Here is a 15,579-nt window from a genome sequence, read left to right on the forward strand (position 1 = left end):
CTTCATGCCCCTCAAGGCGTACGACCTCACCGGACGCACCGCATTCGTCACCGGCGCCGCCGGCGGCATCGGCCGGGCCTCCGCCGTGCTGCTCGCCGAGGCGGGCGCGACCGTGCACTGTGCCGACCGGGACGCGGAAGGCCTGCACGAGACAGCGACGCTCATCAAGGACCATGGCGGCACCGCCCGCACCCACCCTCTCGATGTCACCGACCGGGCGCAGCTTGCGCAGGCCGTGCGGTCCTGCGAGCGGCTGGACGTCATGGCGGCGATCGCCGGGATCATGCACCGCAGCACGGTGCTTGAGACCCGGGACGAGGACCTCGACCGGGTGCTGGACGTGAACTTCAAGGGGGTACTGCACGCCTGCCAGGAGGCGGCGTGGCTGATGCTGGCCCGGCGCAGCGGCGGCAGCATCGTCACCATGGCGTCCGGCGCGATCGACACCGGCGGCCCCGGACTGCTCTGCTACGGCGCGGCCAAGGCGGCCGTGGTCCAGCTGACCAAGACGCTCGCCAACGAGGTCGGCAAGCACGGTATCCGCGTCAACGCGGTCGCGCCGGGCTGGACCCGCACACCCATGACCGACCGGCACGACAGCGAGGAACAGCGGCAGACGGAGACGTGGATGGCCCGGATGTCACCCCTGGGCCGGGTCGGCGAGGCGGAGGACGTCGCACATGCCGTGCTCTATCTGGCGTCCGACGCCTCCTCGTTCACGACGGGTCAGATCCTGCGCCCGAACGGAGGGGTGGCGATGCCCTGGTAACCCCCTGCGCCCGCCAGGCGGTCCGCCACCTCCCGGGCCCCAGGGCCCCCGCCGCCCGGGCCCTCGGCACACAGTTCACCGGCAGGAGGCTCAGTCCCCATCCTCCGGCCGCCACGGCCCCTTCCAACGCCCCGGCGCCGTCGCCGAACGCGATCCTCAGCACGGCCCACCACCACACCGCCGCGAACCCCAGGGCAACCCCCCAGTGCACTATCCGCCCCACCATGGCCGCCACCTCCAGCCGGACGCTAGAACGCCACCCGGCCCACCGGGGAGGCGCACCAAGGGCTCACCGATGCAACAGCCGTCGGACGGCACCGGCCACTGCTACGCGTTCTCCGCCTGGAACATCCAGTGCTGCTTCTCGAGAACGCATCCGGGTGATCACGGGGCCCAGCGCATCCGCCAGGGTTCCCGTCGCGTCCGCGTCCTTGGCCCAGCCCGCGGGTGCCGTCCCGATGCCGCTGCCGGAGGCCACCGTGACCGCCCGCCCGTCCGGTGGGACACCCAGTGCCGAGGCCCGCTCGGCGACCGGCGCCAGGTCCGCCAGATCGGCGAGGGCGCCCTGCAGCGCATCGGCCACGGTCTTCAGGTCCGCGTGGGACAGCGGGCTCTTCACGACGTACATGCGCTCTCTCCGGTCGTCGGTGGGCCCCCTGTCACGCCTCTCCCACCATGACCGCACCACCGGACACCGGCAAATGGACGCATGTCCCCGCCGGACGCACGAAAGCCCCGGCCGCACCACCCCCAGATGTCCCTGGAGGAGCCCCGGCCGGGGCCTCGTACACTTCTGTCGGTCTAGGCCCGCGCAGGCGTCACGCGGCGACCACGTCCACTGCCTCGGCGGGCGCCTTGATGGTCACCCGTTCCGGTGGCACACCGGTCACCGAGACGGTACCCAGCATCGGACGCACCGGCGTGGGCTCGGTGGCCTGAGCGGACTGGGCCAGCTCGGCGAGGGCGAGCTCGTCGCTCACTTCCCGCATGAGCTCGGACATCCGTACGTCCAGCGCGTCGCAGATGGCGGAGAGCAGCTCGGAGGAAGCCTCCTTCTGCCCCCGCTCCACCTCGGAGAGATAGCCGAGTGAGACTCGGGCGGACGAGGAGACTTCGCGCAGAGTACGGCCCTGGCGCTGGCGCTGCCGACGCAGCACGTCACCAAGCAGGCGACGGAGCAGAATCATCGGTGGCTCCCTCCTCGGACCGCGTAGCCGCATCCTTCACGCCCCACCGTACCGCCTTGCGCCGCGGCCGTGCGGGGAGCGATGTCGTGTTCACTCAGGGCTGCAAACATCAAAACCCCCCGTTCTGTTCCGTATCCTGTGTCCGCTCATTCCCGGTCTGTTCGCTCGCAAGCTCCCTCAGAAGCAGTGCGAGTACGCTCCGTACACTCTCTCTACGAATTTCCGCGCGGTCGCCGTTCAACCGCAGGGCCTCCACTTTTCCGCCAGCGGCAGAACCGGCGCCAGGGCCGAACGGCCCGTCGACGGCCACGAAAACCGTCCCGACCGGCTGGCCGTCCTGCGGTTCGGGGCCGGCGACTCCGGTGGTCGCAAGGCCCCAGTCGGCGCCGAGCGCCTTCCGCACTCCGGCCGCCATCTGGGCCGCGACCTGCGGATCCACTGCTCCGCGCTGGGCCAGGAGGGTGGCGTCGACACCGAGCAGATCGTGCTTCAGCTCGGTGGCGTAGGCGGTGACCGAGCCCCGGAACGCCTTGGACGCCCCCGGGACGGTGGTGACCTCCGCCGCCACCAGGCCGCCGGTGAGCGACTCGGCGACAGCCAGGGTCTCACCCCTCACCGTCAGTAGTCGCACCAGTTCGGCGGCCGTGGAATTCACGCTTCCGTCTCCTCCAACGCCGCTGCGCGCTCGGCGATTCCCTGCCGTCGCAGCACAATGGCTTGTCTCACATAGTCGAGGCCCGTGACGACGGTCAGGACGACGGCCACAGCCATCACCCAGAACCTCAGGGTCGCCAGCCACCCCGTCAGTGCCAGCACGTACATCCCCACGGCCACGCCCTGGGTGAGGGTCTTGAGCTTGCCGCCGCGGCTGGCGGGGATCACGCCGTAGCGGATGACCACGAAACGCATGAGGGTGATGCCGAGTTCCCGGGCGAGGATCACGATCGTCACCCACCAGGGCAGATCGCCCAGTGCGGACAGACAGATCAGCGCCGCCCCCATGATCGCCTTGTCGGCGATGGGGTCGGCGATCTTCCCGAAGTCGGTGACGAGGTTGTAGGTGCGCGCCAGGTGCCCGTCGAACAGGTCGGTGATCATGGCGATGGCGAAGGCGGCCCAGGCAAGAGAGCGCCACGCCGGGTCGTATCCGCCGCCGGCCAGCATCAGGGCGACGAAGCCGGGCACCAGGACCAGCCGGAGCATGGTCAGCAGATTGGCGACGTTCCACAGGCTGGCCTGGTTGACGGCGGCCGCGGCGATCTTCGCTCCGCGCGGCGGCTTCTCCTCGTTCTGAAGATCTGCGCTCTGAGGATCGGCCTGGGAATCACGCTGTGAACCGGAGGTGGCAGCGGAGCCCGGGGCGCCGTGCGCGCCGGACGAGCCGCCCGCGGCGGACGCCGGGACTCCGGTCATCTGCCGGCCTCCTCACTCCATGCGGGCGAGCCCTGCAGCGGCTCGGCGACCAGGTCGACACCTTCCGTACCGACCACCTTCGCCTCGACCATACGACCCACGGACAGCCCCGCGCCGCTCGTGAGCAGCACCTGTCCGTCCGTCTCGGGCGCCTGGTGGGCCCCGCGGCCGTAGACGCCGTCCTCGTCGTCCACCGACTCCACGAGGACGTGCACGGTCTCACCGACGCGCTCCTCGGACCGCTGCGAGACGAGCTCCTCGGCGAGCTGGGAGATGTGTGCGAGCCGCTCGGCGACGACGTCCTCGTCGAGCTTGTTCTCGTACGTCGCCGCCTCGGTGCCCTCCTCGTCGGAGTAGCCGAAGACACCGATGGCGTCCAGCCGGGCGCCGTTCAGGAAGCGCTCCAGCTCGGCCAGGTCGGACTCGGACTCGCCGGGGAAGCCGACGATGAAGTTGGAGCGGACGCCGGCCTGCGGGGCCTTGCCGCGGATGGTGTCGAGCAGCTCCAGGAAGCGGTCGGTGTCGCCGAAGCGGCGCATGGCCCGCAGCACGCCGGGGGCGGAGTGCTGGAAGGACAGGTCGAAGTACGGGACGACCTTCGGGGTGGAGGTCAGTACGTCGATCAGGCCGGGGCGCATCTCGGCGGGCTGGAGGTAGCTGACGCGCACCCGCTCGAGGCCGTCCACCTCGGCGAGCTCGGGCAGCAGGGACTCCAGAAGGCGGATGTCGCCCAGGTCCTTGCCGTAGGAGGTGTTGTTCTCGGAGACCAGCATGATCTCCTTCACGCCCTGCTCGGCCAGCCAGCGGGTCTCGTTCAGCACGTCGCTCGGGCGGCGCGAGATGAAGGAGCCGCGGAAGGACGGGATGGCGCAGAAGGAGCAGCGCCGGTCGCAGCCGGAGGCGAGCTTGACCGAGGCGACCGGGGAGCCGTCCAGACGGCGGCGCAGGGGCGCACGGGGGCCGGAGGCGGGCGCGACGCCCTCCGGGAGGTCGGACGGGCCGTGGCCCGGCAGGGCCACCGTCGCGGCCGAGTCCTGGCGCTCGGCGGGGCTGATGGGCAGCAGCTTGCGCCGGTCGCGCGGGGTGTGCGAGGCGTGGATGCCGCCGTTGAGGATGGTCTGCAGCCGGTCGGAGATGTCGGAGTAGTCGTCGAAGCCGAGCACTCCGTCCGCCTCGGGGAGGGCCTCGGCGAGTTCCTTGCCGTACCGCTCGGCCATGCAGCCCACCGCCACGACGGCCTGGGTTCTGCCGTGCCCCTTGAGGTCATTGGCCTCCAGGAGGGCGTCGACGGAGTCCTTCTTGGCGGCCTCGACGAAACCACAGGTGTTGACGACGGCGACATCGGCATCCGATGCGTCCTCGACGAGCTGCCAGCCGTCCGCCTCCAAACGGCCTGCGAGCTCCTCCGAGTCCACCTCGTTACGGGCGCAGCCGAGAGTGACGAGTGCGACGGTACGGCGTTCAGGCATGGGCTCAAGACTACTTTGTCTCGCTGACACCCCACGTCGAAGGGGCTGGCCGATCATGGCCAACCCCTTGTGCACGCGCCTCATTCGAACGTTTATCCGACTTCCGGGTCACCCTTGGTGTAGGTCAGACGCTCCACGGCTCCGGGCTGGAACTGGTCCTCGATCTTCTTGCCGTTGACGTAGAGCTGGATGGCGCCGGCGTCGCCGAGGATCAGGTTGATCTTGGAGCTGTCCTGGAAGGTCTTGGAGTCGCCCTTCTTCAGGAGCCCGTCGAAGAGCATCCGGCCGTTGTGGTCCTTGGCCGAGATCCAGCTGCGTCCGTTCGTCGCGCTGACCTGGACGGTGACCTTGTCCTGGGGCGCGGCGGCGATCGCGCTGTCGGAGGGCGCGGGAGCCTTGTCGGGCTTGCTCTCCTTGGGGGTCGGCGAGGCCGGCTTGCTGGCCGTCGGGGTGGCTCCCTCGGCGACCGACTGCTTGGCGTCGCTGCCGTCGCCGCCCTTGAAGGCGGTGAAGCCGACGAAGCCGACCACGACGACGATCGCGGCGACCATGGCCGCCGTCCAGTTGGGTCCGCGCCGCTCGGGACGGATGCGTTCCGCCTCGAACAGCGGGGCGGCGGGCGTCGGCGCGGGCCGCCCACCACCGTGCTCGGCCGAGAACTGCGCGAGCAGCGGCTCGGGGTCGAGGCCGACGGCCTTGGCCAGGGTCCGGATGTGCCCGCGGGCGTAGACATCGCCGCCGCAGGGCGCGAAGTCGTCGGCCTCGATGGCGTGCACGATGGCGATACGGACCCGGGTGCTCCCGCTGATCTCGTCGACGGTCAGCCCGGCGGCGATGCGGGCCTGCTTGAGGGCTCGGCCTACGGAGGGGCGGTTTTCCTCGGACTCGTCTTGGAACGGACGCTCGTCTTCAGGGGAGTTGCTGCCGATGGACACGGGGGCGCCTTTCGAGCGTGTAGCCGCCTGTGCTGGAGGTTCAGTCTATGGGGGGTGCAAAAGGGTGAGGCAACCGGGCGGTACGACTTTGTACGCCATCGGTATGGCCCGACATCCCGATGACGGGTCAGGTGTGCGCACCAGGATGGAGTACACACCTTTCCTTTCGCTCAACTTGACGTGCGTCAAAGGGAAACGGTTGCCCGACGATCTCTAACGAGTGGATCACGACCGTGACTCCACCCGGTCTACAGGCGCCCGTGCCCTGAGACAGACCTACCCCTCAGACTCCCCCCGGATCACGGCAAGCACTCCATCCAGCTCATCGGGTTTCACCAGAACGTCACGCGCCTTGGAGCCCTCGCTCGGCCCGACCACCCCTCGGGACTCCATGAGGTCCATGAGCCGGCCGGCCTTGGCGAAGCCCACGCGCAGCTTGCGCTGGAGCATGGACGTCGACCCGAACTGCGTGGAGACGACCAGTTCGGCCGCCTGGCAGAGCAGGTCGAGGTCGTCGCCGATGTCCTCGTCGATCTCCTTCTTCTGCTTGGTGCCCACGACGACGTCGTCCCGGAAGACCGGCGTCATCTGGTCCTTGCAGTGCTGGACGACGGCCGCGACCTCGTCCTCGGTGACGAACGCGCCCTGCATACGCGTGGGTTTGTTCTGCCCCATCGGCAGATAGAGCCCGTCACCCTTGCCGATCAGCTTCTCGGCGCCCGGCTGGTCCAGGATGACGCGGCTGTCGGCCAGCGAGGAGGTGGCGAAGGCGAGCCGCGAGGGCACGTTCGCCTTGATGAGGCCGGTGACGACGTCGACGGACGGCCGCTGGGTGGCGAGCACCAGGTGGATGCCGGCCGCGCGCGCGAGCTGCGTGATGCGCACGATCGAGTCCTCGACGTCCCGTGGCGCGACCATCATCAGGTCCGCGAGCTCGTCGACGATCACCAGCAGATACGGATACGTCTTGAGCTCGCGCTCGCTGCCCTCCGGCGTCTTGAGCTTGCCGTCGCGGATGGCCTGGTTGAAGTCGTCGATGTGCCGGTACCCGAACGCCGCCAGGTCGTCGTAGCGCAGGTCCATCTCGCGTACGACCCACTGGAGCGCCTCGGCGGCCCGCTTGGGGTTGGTGATGATCGGCGTGATCAGGTGCGGGATGCCCTCGTAGGCGGTCAGCTCGACCCGCTTGGGGTCGACGAGGACCATGCGGACGTCCTCGGGGGTCGCGCGGACCATGATGGACGTGATCAGGCAGTTGATGCACGACGACTTACCGGAACCGGTGGCACCGGCGACCAGCACATGCGGCATCTTCGCCAGGTTGGCCATCACATAGCCGCCCTCGACGTCCTTGCCGAGCGCCACCAGCATGGGGTGCTCGTCCTCGGCGGCGGCGGCCAGCCGGAGCACATCACCGAGGTTGACCATCTCGCGGTCGGTGTTCGGGATCTCGATGCCGACCGCGGACTTGCCGGGGATCGGGCTGATGATCCGCACGTCCGGGCTGGCGACGGCGTACGCGATGTTCTTGGTGAGCGCGGTGATCCGCTCGACCTTCACGGCGGGGCCGAGCTCGACCTCGTAGCGGGTGACCGTCGGCCCGCGGGTGAAGCCAGTGACGGCCGCGTCGACCTTGAACTCGGAGAACACGTTGGTGAGCGAGGCGACGACCCGGTCGTTGGCCTCGCTGCGCGCCTTGCCGGGGCCGCCGCGGGTGAGGAGTTCCAGCGAGGGCAGCGAGTAGGTGATGTCGCCGGAGAGCTGGAGCTGCTCGGCACGCGGGGGCAGGTCGCGGGGTTCGTCGGGGGCCGGCTTGGTCAGGTCCGCGACGACGCCCTTGAGCTTCTCCTGCTTGGGCCGCGCGGCCGGGACCGGACTCGGACTCACGGCAGGGCTCGGGCTCGGCAGGGGCGTGGGTGTGGTGTCCTCGCGGTCGCCGATGCCGACGCCCTGGGTGAGGTCGGCGACGAGCGGCGAGGGCGGCATGCCGTGCAGGACGGCGCCGTCGAGCGCCGCGGCCGCGGCCGCCGCGACATCCACGGCGTCCATCTGACGGCCCATCTCGGGCTGCGGCACCGCGGAGCGCCTCGGGCGGCCGCGGCGCTTGGCGAGGGCCTGCTGCTCGGCCTCGTCGGGGTCGTAGTCCTGGGGAGCGCTCGAACGCCTGCGGGGGCGCGCGGGCAGCGCCTCGCGCCACTGTTCGTCGTAGCGCTCGTCGTCCTCGCTGTACTCGTCCGGCTCGGGGGCGTGCAGCACCCCGAGGCGCACACCGAGCGCGCGCAGCCGCTGCGGGATGGCGTTCACCGGGGTCGCGGTGACGACGAGCAGCCCGAATACCGTGAGCAGTACCAGCAGCGGTACCGCGAGGACCTCGGTCATGGTGTACGTCAGCGGGGTCGCCGCCGCCCAGCCGATGAGGCCGCCGGCGTCCCTTATGCCCTGCATGCCGTCGCTGCGGGCCGGGGAGCCGCAGGCGATGTGGACCTGGCCGAGCACACCGATGATGAGTGCGGACAGGCCGATCACGATCCGGCCGTTGGCCTCCGGCTGCTCGGGGTGCCGCATGAACCGTACGGCGATGACCGCGAGCAGTATCGGCACCAGCAGGTCGAGGCGGCCGAAGGCACCGGTGACAAGGATCTCGACCAGGTCGCCGACCGGGCCGTGCAGGTCGGCCCAGGTGCCGGCGGCGACGATCAGGGCGAGGGCGAGCAGGAGCAGGGCGACGCCGTCCTTGCGATGGGCCGGGTCCAGGTTCTTGGCTCCCTGTCCTATACCGCGGAAGATGGCGCCGACGGCGTGCGCGAGACCGAGCCAGAGGGCGCGCACCAGGCGGACGACGCCCCCGGTGGGGCTGGGTGCCGGCTTGGGCGCCGGCACCGACTTCTTGGCCGCGGTCCTCTTGGCGGGCGCCTTCTTGGCCGGGGCTTTCTTCGCCGGGGCCTTCGAGGGAGCGGCCTTCTTCGCGGGCTGCTTCTTGGCTGCCGAGGAACGTGAGGCCATGGGGGTGAGGTTACCGGGGGATGCGACAGGGGACACGTGTGCCCGCTGCTTCACCCGTTCGTGTCGCCCTTGCCGGGGCGCGGAACTGACACGCTCTCATGGGCAACTGTGTCCGCCGTCGCGGTCAGTTCTGTGACGGAAGCGCCGCGCTGCCGCCGCTCGTGCCCGGTTCGAGGGCGTCCAGCGCCCGGCGCAGGCCGGTGAGTTTGCGCTCCAGATGGGCCGCCGTGGCCACCGCCGCCGCGTCCGCGGACTCGTCGTCCAGCTGCTTGGACAGCGCCTCGGCCTGCTCCTCGACGGCCGCGAGCCGAGCGGACAGCTCGGCGAGCAGCCCCGCGGACTCCTTGCCGGCGACCGCGCCCTTGCCGCCGCCCTCCAGCTGGAGCCGCAGCAGCGCCGCCTGCTCGCGGAGCTGGCAGTTCTTCATGTACAGCTCGACGAACACCGAGACCTTGGCGCGCAGCACCCACGGGTCGAAGGGCTTGGAGATGTAGTCGACCGCGCCCGCCGCGTAGCCACGGAAGGTGTGGTGCGGCCCGTGGTTGATGGCGGTGAGGAAGATGATCGGGATGTCCCGGGTCCGCTCCCGTCGCTTGATGTGCGCCGCGGTTTCGAAACCGTCCATGCCCGGCATCTGGACGTCCAGCAGAATGACCGCGAAGTCGTCCGTGAGCAGTGCCTTGAGCGCTTCCTCCCCGGACGATGCCCGCACCAGTGTCTGATCGAGCGCAGAGAGGATGGCCTCCAGCGCCAGCAGATTCTCCGGCCGGTCATCGACCAGGAGGATCTTGGCCTTCTGCACCATGGCCCGCCCTCCTCGCCCCGGCGGTACACCGGGCGCCGCCCCAGGGGACGACTCCCTTTCGCCGCCCGTCCTTGTGCCGGTCATGGTAGCCGCACCCCGCCTGTCGCCACACCCTGTCACCGCGATGTCACTGTGCACGTAGCAGAAACGCAGCCGGAGACCAGAAGGTTCCCCCAATCCCGCACTTCTACACGGGTCCGGCCACCCTGAGTCAGCAACTCCCGGTGCACACGGAAGGTTCCCGCAACGTTCACATCACAACTGGTCACTGCGGTCACTCCGCGCGCATCCACTGCTCCATCACCGCCAGGAGGTGATCGGGATCGACCGGCTTGGTGACGTAGTCGGAGGCGCCCGACTCGATGGCCTTCTCCCGGTCGCCCTTCATCGCCTTCGCGGTCAGCGCGATGATCGGCAGCCCGGCGAACTGCGGCATCCGACGGATCGCCGTAGTCGTCGCATAGCCATCCATCTCGGGCATCATGATGTCCATCAGGACGACCGCGACATCGTCGTGCTGCTCCAGGACCTCGATGCCCTCGCGGCCGTTCTCCGCGTACAGCACCGACAGGCCGTGCTGCTCCAGGACGCTGGTGAGCGCGAAGACATTGCGGATGTCGTCGTCGACGATCAGGACCTTCTCGCCGCCGAACCGCACGCCCCGGCGCGGTAGCGGGGTCGTCGTCTCCTGCTCGGCGAGCACCGGCCACGCCTCGGCGACCTGGGGAACGCCTCGGCGCCGGCGCCGGAAGAGCGCGGCGGCACCGTTCTGGGTCTCCTGGTACGACTTCACCTCGGCCGGCGTCTCGATCTCCACGCCGGACAGCTCCATGCTGTGGCTCTGGGAAGCCACCAGGTCACCTGCCTCCAGCGCGGGCAGGGACTGCTGGTAGCCCTGCGGCGGCAGTTCGCTGGGGTGCAGCGGCAGATACAGCGTGAACGTCGAGCCGCGGCCCGGCTCGCTCTGCGCGTAAATCTCGCCGCCGAGCAGCTGCGCGATCTCCCGGGAGATCGACAGCCCGAGGCCCGTACCGCCGTACTTGCGGCTGGTCGTGCCGTCGGCCTGCTTGAACGCCTCGAAGATCACCCGCATCTTGCTGGCCGCGATCCCGATGCCCGTGTCCGTCACCGAGAACGCGATCAGCGGCGCGTCCGGATCGCTGAGCGAACCGGCCTCCAGGAGCTGTTCCCTGATCCCCACCGGCACATCGCCGCTCGCCGGCCGGATCACCAGCTCCACCGAGCCGGAGTCGGTGAACTTCACCGCGTTGGACAGCAGGTTGCGCAGCACCTGAAGAAGCCGCTGTTCGTCGGTGTGCAAAGTGGCGGGCAGTTCGGGCGACACCCGTACGGACAGGTCCAGGCCCTTCTCCGCGGTCAGCGGCCGGAAGGTGGCCTCCACGTAGTCCACGAGCTGCACGAGCGCGATACGCGTCGGGGAGACGTCCATCTTGCCCGCCTCGACCTTCGACAGGTCGAGGATGTCGTTGATCAGCTGCAGCAGGTCGGAACCGGCGCCGTGGATGGTCTCGGCGAACTCCACCTGCTTCGGCGAGAGGTTGCCCTCGGCGTTGTCCGCGAGCAGCTTGGCCAGGATCAGCAGCGAGTTGAGCGGGGTGCGCAGCTCGTGCGACATGTTGGCGAGGAACTCGCTCTTGTAGCGCATGGAGACGGCGAGTTGCTCGGCACGCTCCTCCAGCACCTGCCGGGCCTCCTCGATCTCGGTGTTCTTCACCTCGATGTCACGGTTCTGCTGGGCCAGCAGCTCGGCCTTCTCCTCCAGTTCGGCGTTGGACGCCTGAAGGGCCTTCTGCCGGTTCTCCAACTCGGCCGACCGCTCCCGCAGCTGCTCGGTCAGCTCCTGCGACTGCTTCAGCAGCACCTCGGTCTTGGTGTTGACGGAGATGGTGTTGACGCTGGTCGCGATCATCTCGGCGATCTGGTTGAGGAAGTCCTTCTGGATCTGTGTGAACGGCGTGAAGGACGCCAGCTCGATCACGCCGAGCACATTGCCCTCGAACAGCACCGGAAGCACGATCACCTGCGCCGGCGGAGCCTCGCCGAGCCCGGAGGAGATCTTCAGATAGCCGCTGGGCGCCTTCTCCACCAGGACCGTGCGCTTCTCCTTGGCGGCCGTGCCGATCAGCGCCTCACCGGGCCGGAACGACGTCGGCATGGAGCCCATCGAGTAGCCGTACGACCCGAGCATGCGCAGTTCGTACGCGTCCTCGCTCTCGGCGCTCAGGTCCTTGCCGTCGACCAGGGGCATCGCCATGAAGAACGCGCCGTGCTGCGCGGAGACCACGGGCGTCAGTTCGCTCATGATCAGGGAGGCCACGTCCGCCAGGTCGCGGCGGCCCTGCATCAGCGCGGAGATACGGGCCAGGTTGCCCTTGAGCCAGTCCTGCTCCTGGTTGGCGACCGTGGTGTCGCGCAGGTTGGCGATCATCTTGTTGATGTAGTCCTGGAGTTCCTGGATCTCGCCGGACGCGTCCACGTCGATCTTCAGGTTCAGGTCGCCACGGGTCACCGCGGTCGCCACGCGCGCGATGGCACGCACCTGCCGGGTCAGGTTCCCGGCCATCTCGTTCACGGACTCGGTGAGGTCCCGCCAGGTGCCGTCGACGTCACGCACGCGTGCCTGACCGCCCAGCTGCCCCTCGGTGCCCACCTCGCGGGCCACCCGGGTGACCTCCTCGGCGAAGCTGGACAGCTGGTCGACCATCGTGTTGATCGTCGTCTTGAGCTCCAGGATCTCACCGCGCGCGTCGATGTCGATCTTCTTGGTCAGATCACCCTTCGCGATGGCCGTGGTGACCATCGCGATGTTGCGCACCTGGCCGGTCAGGTTGGACGCCATCTGGTTCACCGACTCGGTGAGGTCCTTCCAGGTACCCGCCACACCCGGAACGTGCGCCTGACCACCGAGGATGCCGTCCGTGCCCACCTCGCGGGCCACCTTGGTGACCTGGTCGGCGAACGAACTGAGCGTCTTCACCATCGTGTTGATGGTGTCGGCGAGCTGGGCCACCTCACCGCTCGCCTCGATGGTGACCTGCCGGGTCAGGTCGCCGTTGGCGACCGCCGCCGAGACCTGGGAGATGTTGCGCACCTGCATGGTCAGGTTGTTGGCCATCAGGTTCACGTTGTTGCTGAGGTCCTTCCAGATGCCCGTGACACCCGGAACGTGCGCCTGGCCGCCCAGGATGCCCTCGGTGCCCACCTCGCGGGCCACCCGGGTCACCTGCTCGGCGAAGCTGGAGAGCTGGTCGACCATCGTGTTGACCGTCGTGACGAGCTCGAGGATCTCGCCCTTCGCGTCAACAGTGATCTTCTTCGACAGGTCGCCCTTGGCCACCCCGGTCGTGACCTCGGCGATGTTGCGCACCTGGATGGTCAGGTTGTTCGCCATGAAGTTCACGGACTGGGTGAGGTCCTTCCAGGTGCCCGCGACCCCCTGCACCTCGGCCTGGCCGCCGAGGATGCCCTCGGTGCCCACCTCGCGCGCGACGCGCGTGACTTCCTGGGCGAACGACGACAGCTGGTCGACCATCGTGTTCAGGGTGTTCTTCAGCTCCTGGATCTCACCGCGCGCGTCCACGGTGATCTTCTGGGAGAGGTCACCGCGGGCCACCGCGGTCGCGACCTGGGCGATGTTGCGCACCTGGGCCGTGAGGTTGCCGGCCATGCCGTTCACGGAATCCGTCAGGTCCCGCCACACACCGGCCACACCGGGCACCTGCGCCTGACCGCCCAGCCGTCCCTCCGTACCCACCTCACGGGCCACCTTGGTGACCTGGTCGGCGAAGGCGGAGAGTTGGTCGACCATCGTGTTGATCGTGTTCTTGAGTTCGAGGATCTCGCCGCGCGCGTCGACGTCGATCTTCTGGGACAGGTCGCCCCGCGCCACCGCCGTCGTCACCTGGGCGATCTGCCGCACCTGCGAAGTCAGGTTGCCGGCCATGAAGTTGACGGAGTCCGTGAGCTCCTTCCAGGTGCCCGAGACGCCGTCCACGCGGGCCTGACCGCCGAGGCGGCCCTCGGTGCCCACGTCCCTGGCCATCCGAGTCACCTGGTCGGCGAAGCTGGAGAGCTGGTCCACCATCGTGTTCACGGTGTTCTTCAGCTTGAGCATCTCACCGGAGACGTCGACCGTGACCTTCTGCGAGAGGTCGCCGTTGGCCACCGCCGTCGTCACCTGGGCGATGTTGCGCACCTGGCCGGTGAGGTTGCGGAACGCGGTGTTGACGGAGTCGGTCAGGTCCTTCCAGGTACCGGCCGCACCCGGCACCTGCGCCTGGCCGCCCAACTCGCCCTCGACACCGATCTCCCGGGCCACCCGTGTGACCTCGGCACCGAACGACGACAGTTGGTCGACCATGCCGTTGACGGTGTTCTTCAGTTCGAGCATCTCGCCGGCCACGTCCACGGTGACCTTCTGCGAGAGGTCACCGCTGGCCACCGCGGTCGTCACCGCGGCGATGTCGCGCACCTGCGTCGTCAGGTTCCGGAAGACCGTGTTGACCGAGTCCGTCAGGTCCTTCCAGGTGCCCGCCGCACCCGGCACGTTCGCCTGACCGCCCAGCTGCCCGGCCGCGCCGACCTCGTTGGCCACGCGCGTGACCTCGTCCGCGAAGATCCGCAGCGTCTCGGTCATCTGGTTGATGGTGTCCGCGAGCTGCGCGACCTCACCGCGCGCCTGGACGGTCACCTTGCGCGACAGATCACCGTTGGCGACCGCGGTGGTCACCTCGGAGATCCCGCGCACCTGGGCCGTCAGGTTGCCGGCCATGGTGTTGACGGAGTCGGTGAGTTCCTTCCACGTGCCGTCGACCCCCGGCACATGCGCCTGGCCGCCCAGGATGCCGTCCGTGCCCACCTCACGGGCGACCCGGGTCACCTCGGAGGAGAACGCGGACAGCTGGTCCACCATCGTGTTGACGGTTTCCTTCAGCTCCAGCATCTCGCCGGCGACCTGAACGGTGACCTTCCGGGACAGATCACCCTTGGCGACCGCAGTCGTCACCAGCGCGATGTCCCGCACCTGCGCCGTCAGCCGGTACGCCATCGTGTTGACCGAGTCCGTCAGATCACGCCACGAACCCGACATACCGCGCACCCGGGCCTGACCGCCCAGCTTGCCCTCGGTGCCCACCTCACTGGCCACGCGCGTGACCTCGTCGGTGAACGTCGACAACTGGTCGACCAGGTTGTTGACGGTCCGGCCGACCTTCAGGAACTCACCGCGCAGCGGATGCCCGACCCCGTCCGGCGACGGCGACCGCAACTCCATCCGAGGCGACAGATCACCCTCGGCCACCGCCGTCAGGACCCGGCCCACCTCGGAGACCGGCCGCACCAGGTCGTCCACGAGCGCGTTGGAGTTGTCGATGGCGGTCGCCCAAGAACCCTCACAGGCGCCCGTTTCCAGCCGTTCCGTGAGTTTTCCCTCACGTCCGACCACCCGACGTACTCGCGACAACTCACCCGTGAGGTGGAGATTACGGTCGGCCACCTCGTTGAAGACCGCCGCGATCTCCGACATCACGCCGTCGCCGGACACCGTGAGCCGCTTGCGGAAGTTGCCCTCCCGCATCGCCACCAGAGCCACCAGCAACCGGTTCAGGGCGGCCGTGTCCACCGCGGTGGTCCCGCCGCCGCCCCGCTGCCTGCTCAGGGACGGTCCGCCTTTCGCGCGCGCCTTAGTGCCCCGCGCCGCTGCGCCAGACTCCACTGTGTCCCTCCCGCAGGGGTCGACCGTTACTGCTGTGCTTGGGTACCGCCATACTCGGCGTACCGCTTACTTCGGCGTACCAGTTACTGCTGCGTATTTCTGCCAGATGGGATCCGACCACACCAGGGGCTGCTGCCCGCCGTACACGGAACGCACTCAGGCTGATCGGACCTTCACCAGAAGCTTGCCCAGTGTTTCACCCTGGCCGAACCAGGCCATAACAGTTCGGCAGCTTCGCACATCGTCCGCACACCCTGAGGGCGT

General features: G+C 69.0%; 9 protein-coding genes and 1 pseudogene. 1 reads left to right on the forward strand and 9 read right to left on the reverse strand.

Going from position 1 to position 15,579, the window contains the following annotated elements; all coding sequences use genetic code 11:
* Positions 1 to 4: 4 nt before the first annotated feature.
* Positions 5 to 769, forward strand: coding sequence for an SDR family NAD(P)-dependent oxidoreductase (locus EDD90_RS15905; RefSeq protein ID WP_123973648.1), 765 nt, complete (start codon positions 5 to 7; stop codon positions 767 to 769).
* 327 nt (positions 770 to 1,096) lie between these two features.
* On the opposite strand, the pseudogene EDD90_RS15915 reads toward EDD90_RS15905, so the two are convergent.
* The 9 genes and pseudogenes from EDD90_RS15915 to EDD90_RS15955 form a co-directional block, all read right to left on the reverse strand.
* Positions 1,097 to 1,397, reverse strand: a pseudogene (locus EDD90_RS15915) (hypothetical protein).
* Positions 1,398 to 1,587: 190 nt separating this feature from the next.
* On the reverse strand, positions 1,588 to 1,956 hold the full coding sequence (locus tag EDD90_RS15920) for a helix-turn-helix domain-containing protein (RefSeq protein WP_123973650.1): 369 nt from the start codon (positions 1,954 to 1,956) through the stop codon (positions 1,588 to 1,590).
* A gap of 109 nt (positions 1,957 to 2,065) precedes the next feature.
* A complete protein-coding gene (locus tag EDD90_RS15925) occupies positions 2,066 to 2,611 on the reverse strand; it encodes a CinA family protein (RefSeq protein ID WP_123973651.1) in 546 nt (181 codons plus the stop codon).
* Entirely contained in the window at positions 2,608 to 3,369 is a 762-nt protein-coding gene (gene pgsA / locus EDD90_RS15930) for a CDP-diacylglycerol--glycerol-3-phosphate 3-phosphatidyltransferase (protein ID WP_123973652.1), read from the reverse strand. The genes EDD90_RS15925 and pgsA overlap by 4 nt, the downstream gene beginning before the upstream one ends.
* Positions 3,366 to 4,838, reverse strand: a complete 1,473-nt coding sequence (rimO, locus tag EDD90_RS15935) for a 30S ribosomal protein S12 methylthiotransferase RimO (protein WP_123973653.1) — start codon at positions 4,836 to 4,838, stop codon at positions 3,366 to 3,368. The genes pgsA and rimO overlap by 4 nt, the downstream gene beginning before the upstream one ends.
* 92 nt (positions 4,839 to 4,930) lie before the next feature.
* Entirely contained in the window at positions 4,931 to 5,773 is an 843-nt protein-coding gene (locus EDD90_RS15940) for a helix-turn-helix domain-containing protein (protein ID WP_123973654.1), read from the reverse strand.
* A 276-nt stretch (positions 5,774 to 6,049) separates the two neighbouring features.
* On the reverse strand, positions 6,050 to 8,776 hold the full coding sequence (locus tag EDD90_RS15945) for a DNA translocase FtsK (protein WP_185149113.1): 2,727 nt from the start codon (positions 8,774 to 8,776) through the stop codon (positions 6,050 to 6,052).
* Between the two features lie 124 nt (positions 8,777 to 8,900).
* On the reverse strand, positions 8,901 to 9,581 hold the full coding sequence (locus tag EDD90_RS15950) for a two-component system response regulator (protein WP_123973656.1): 681 nt from the start codon (positions 9,579 to 9,581) through the stop codon (positions 8,901 to 8,903).
* A gap of 274 nt (positions 9,582 to 9,855) precedes the next feature.
* Positions 9,856 to 15,315 carry a HAMP domain-containing protein gene (locus EDD90_RS15955; RefSeq protein ID WP_123973657.1) on the reverse strand — a complete coding sequence of 1,820 codons (5,460 nt, stop codon included), beginning with the start codon at positions 15,313 to 15,315 and terminating at the stop codon, positions 9,856 to 9,858.
* Between the last annotated feature and the right edge of the window lie 264 nt (positions 15,316 to 15,579).

This window comes from Streptomyces sp. Ag109_O5-1, assembly GCF_003814875.1.
Classification (GTDB): Bacteria; Actinomycetota; Actinomycetes; order Streptomycetales; family Streptomycetaceae; genus Streptomyces; species Streptomyces sasae.

Bases quoted from the DNA above. Each gene is read 5' to 3' on its own strand.
- EDD90_RS15905 (WP_123973648.1), top strand. From the start codon at position 5: ATGCCCCTCAAGGCGTACGACCTCACCGGACGCACCGCATTCGTCACC.
- EDD90_RS15945 (WP_185149113.1), bottom strand. From the start codon at position 8,776: ATGGCCTCACGTTCCTCGGCAGCCAAGAAGCAGCCCGCGAAGAAGGCC.
- EDD90_RS15950 (WP_123973656.1), bottom strand. From the start codon at position 9,581: ATGGTGCAGAAGGCCAAGATCCTCCTGGTCGATGACCGGCCGGAGAAT.
- pgsA (WP_123973652.1), bottom strand. From the start codon at position 3,369: ATGACCGGAGTCCCGGCGTCCGCCGCGGGCGGCTCGTCCGGCGCGCAC.
- rimO (WP_123973653.1), bottom strand. From the start codon at position 4,838: ATGCCTGAACGCCGTACCGTCGCACTCGTCACTCTCGGCTGCGCCCGT.
- EDD90_RS15920 (WP_123973650.1), bottom strand. From the start codon at position 1,956: ATGATTCTGCTCCGTCGCCTGCTTGGTGACGTGCTGCGTCGGCAGCGC.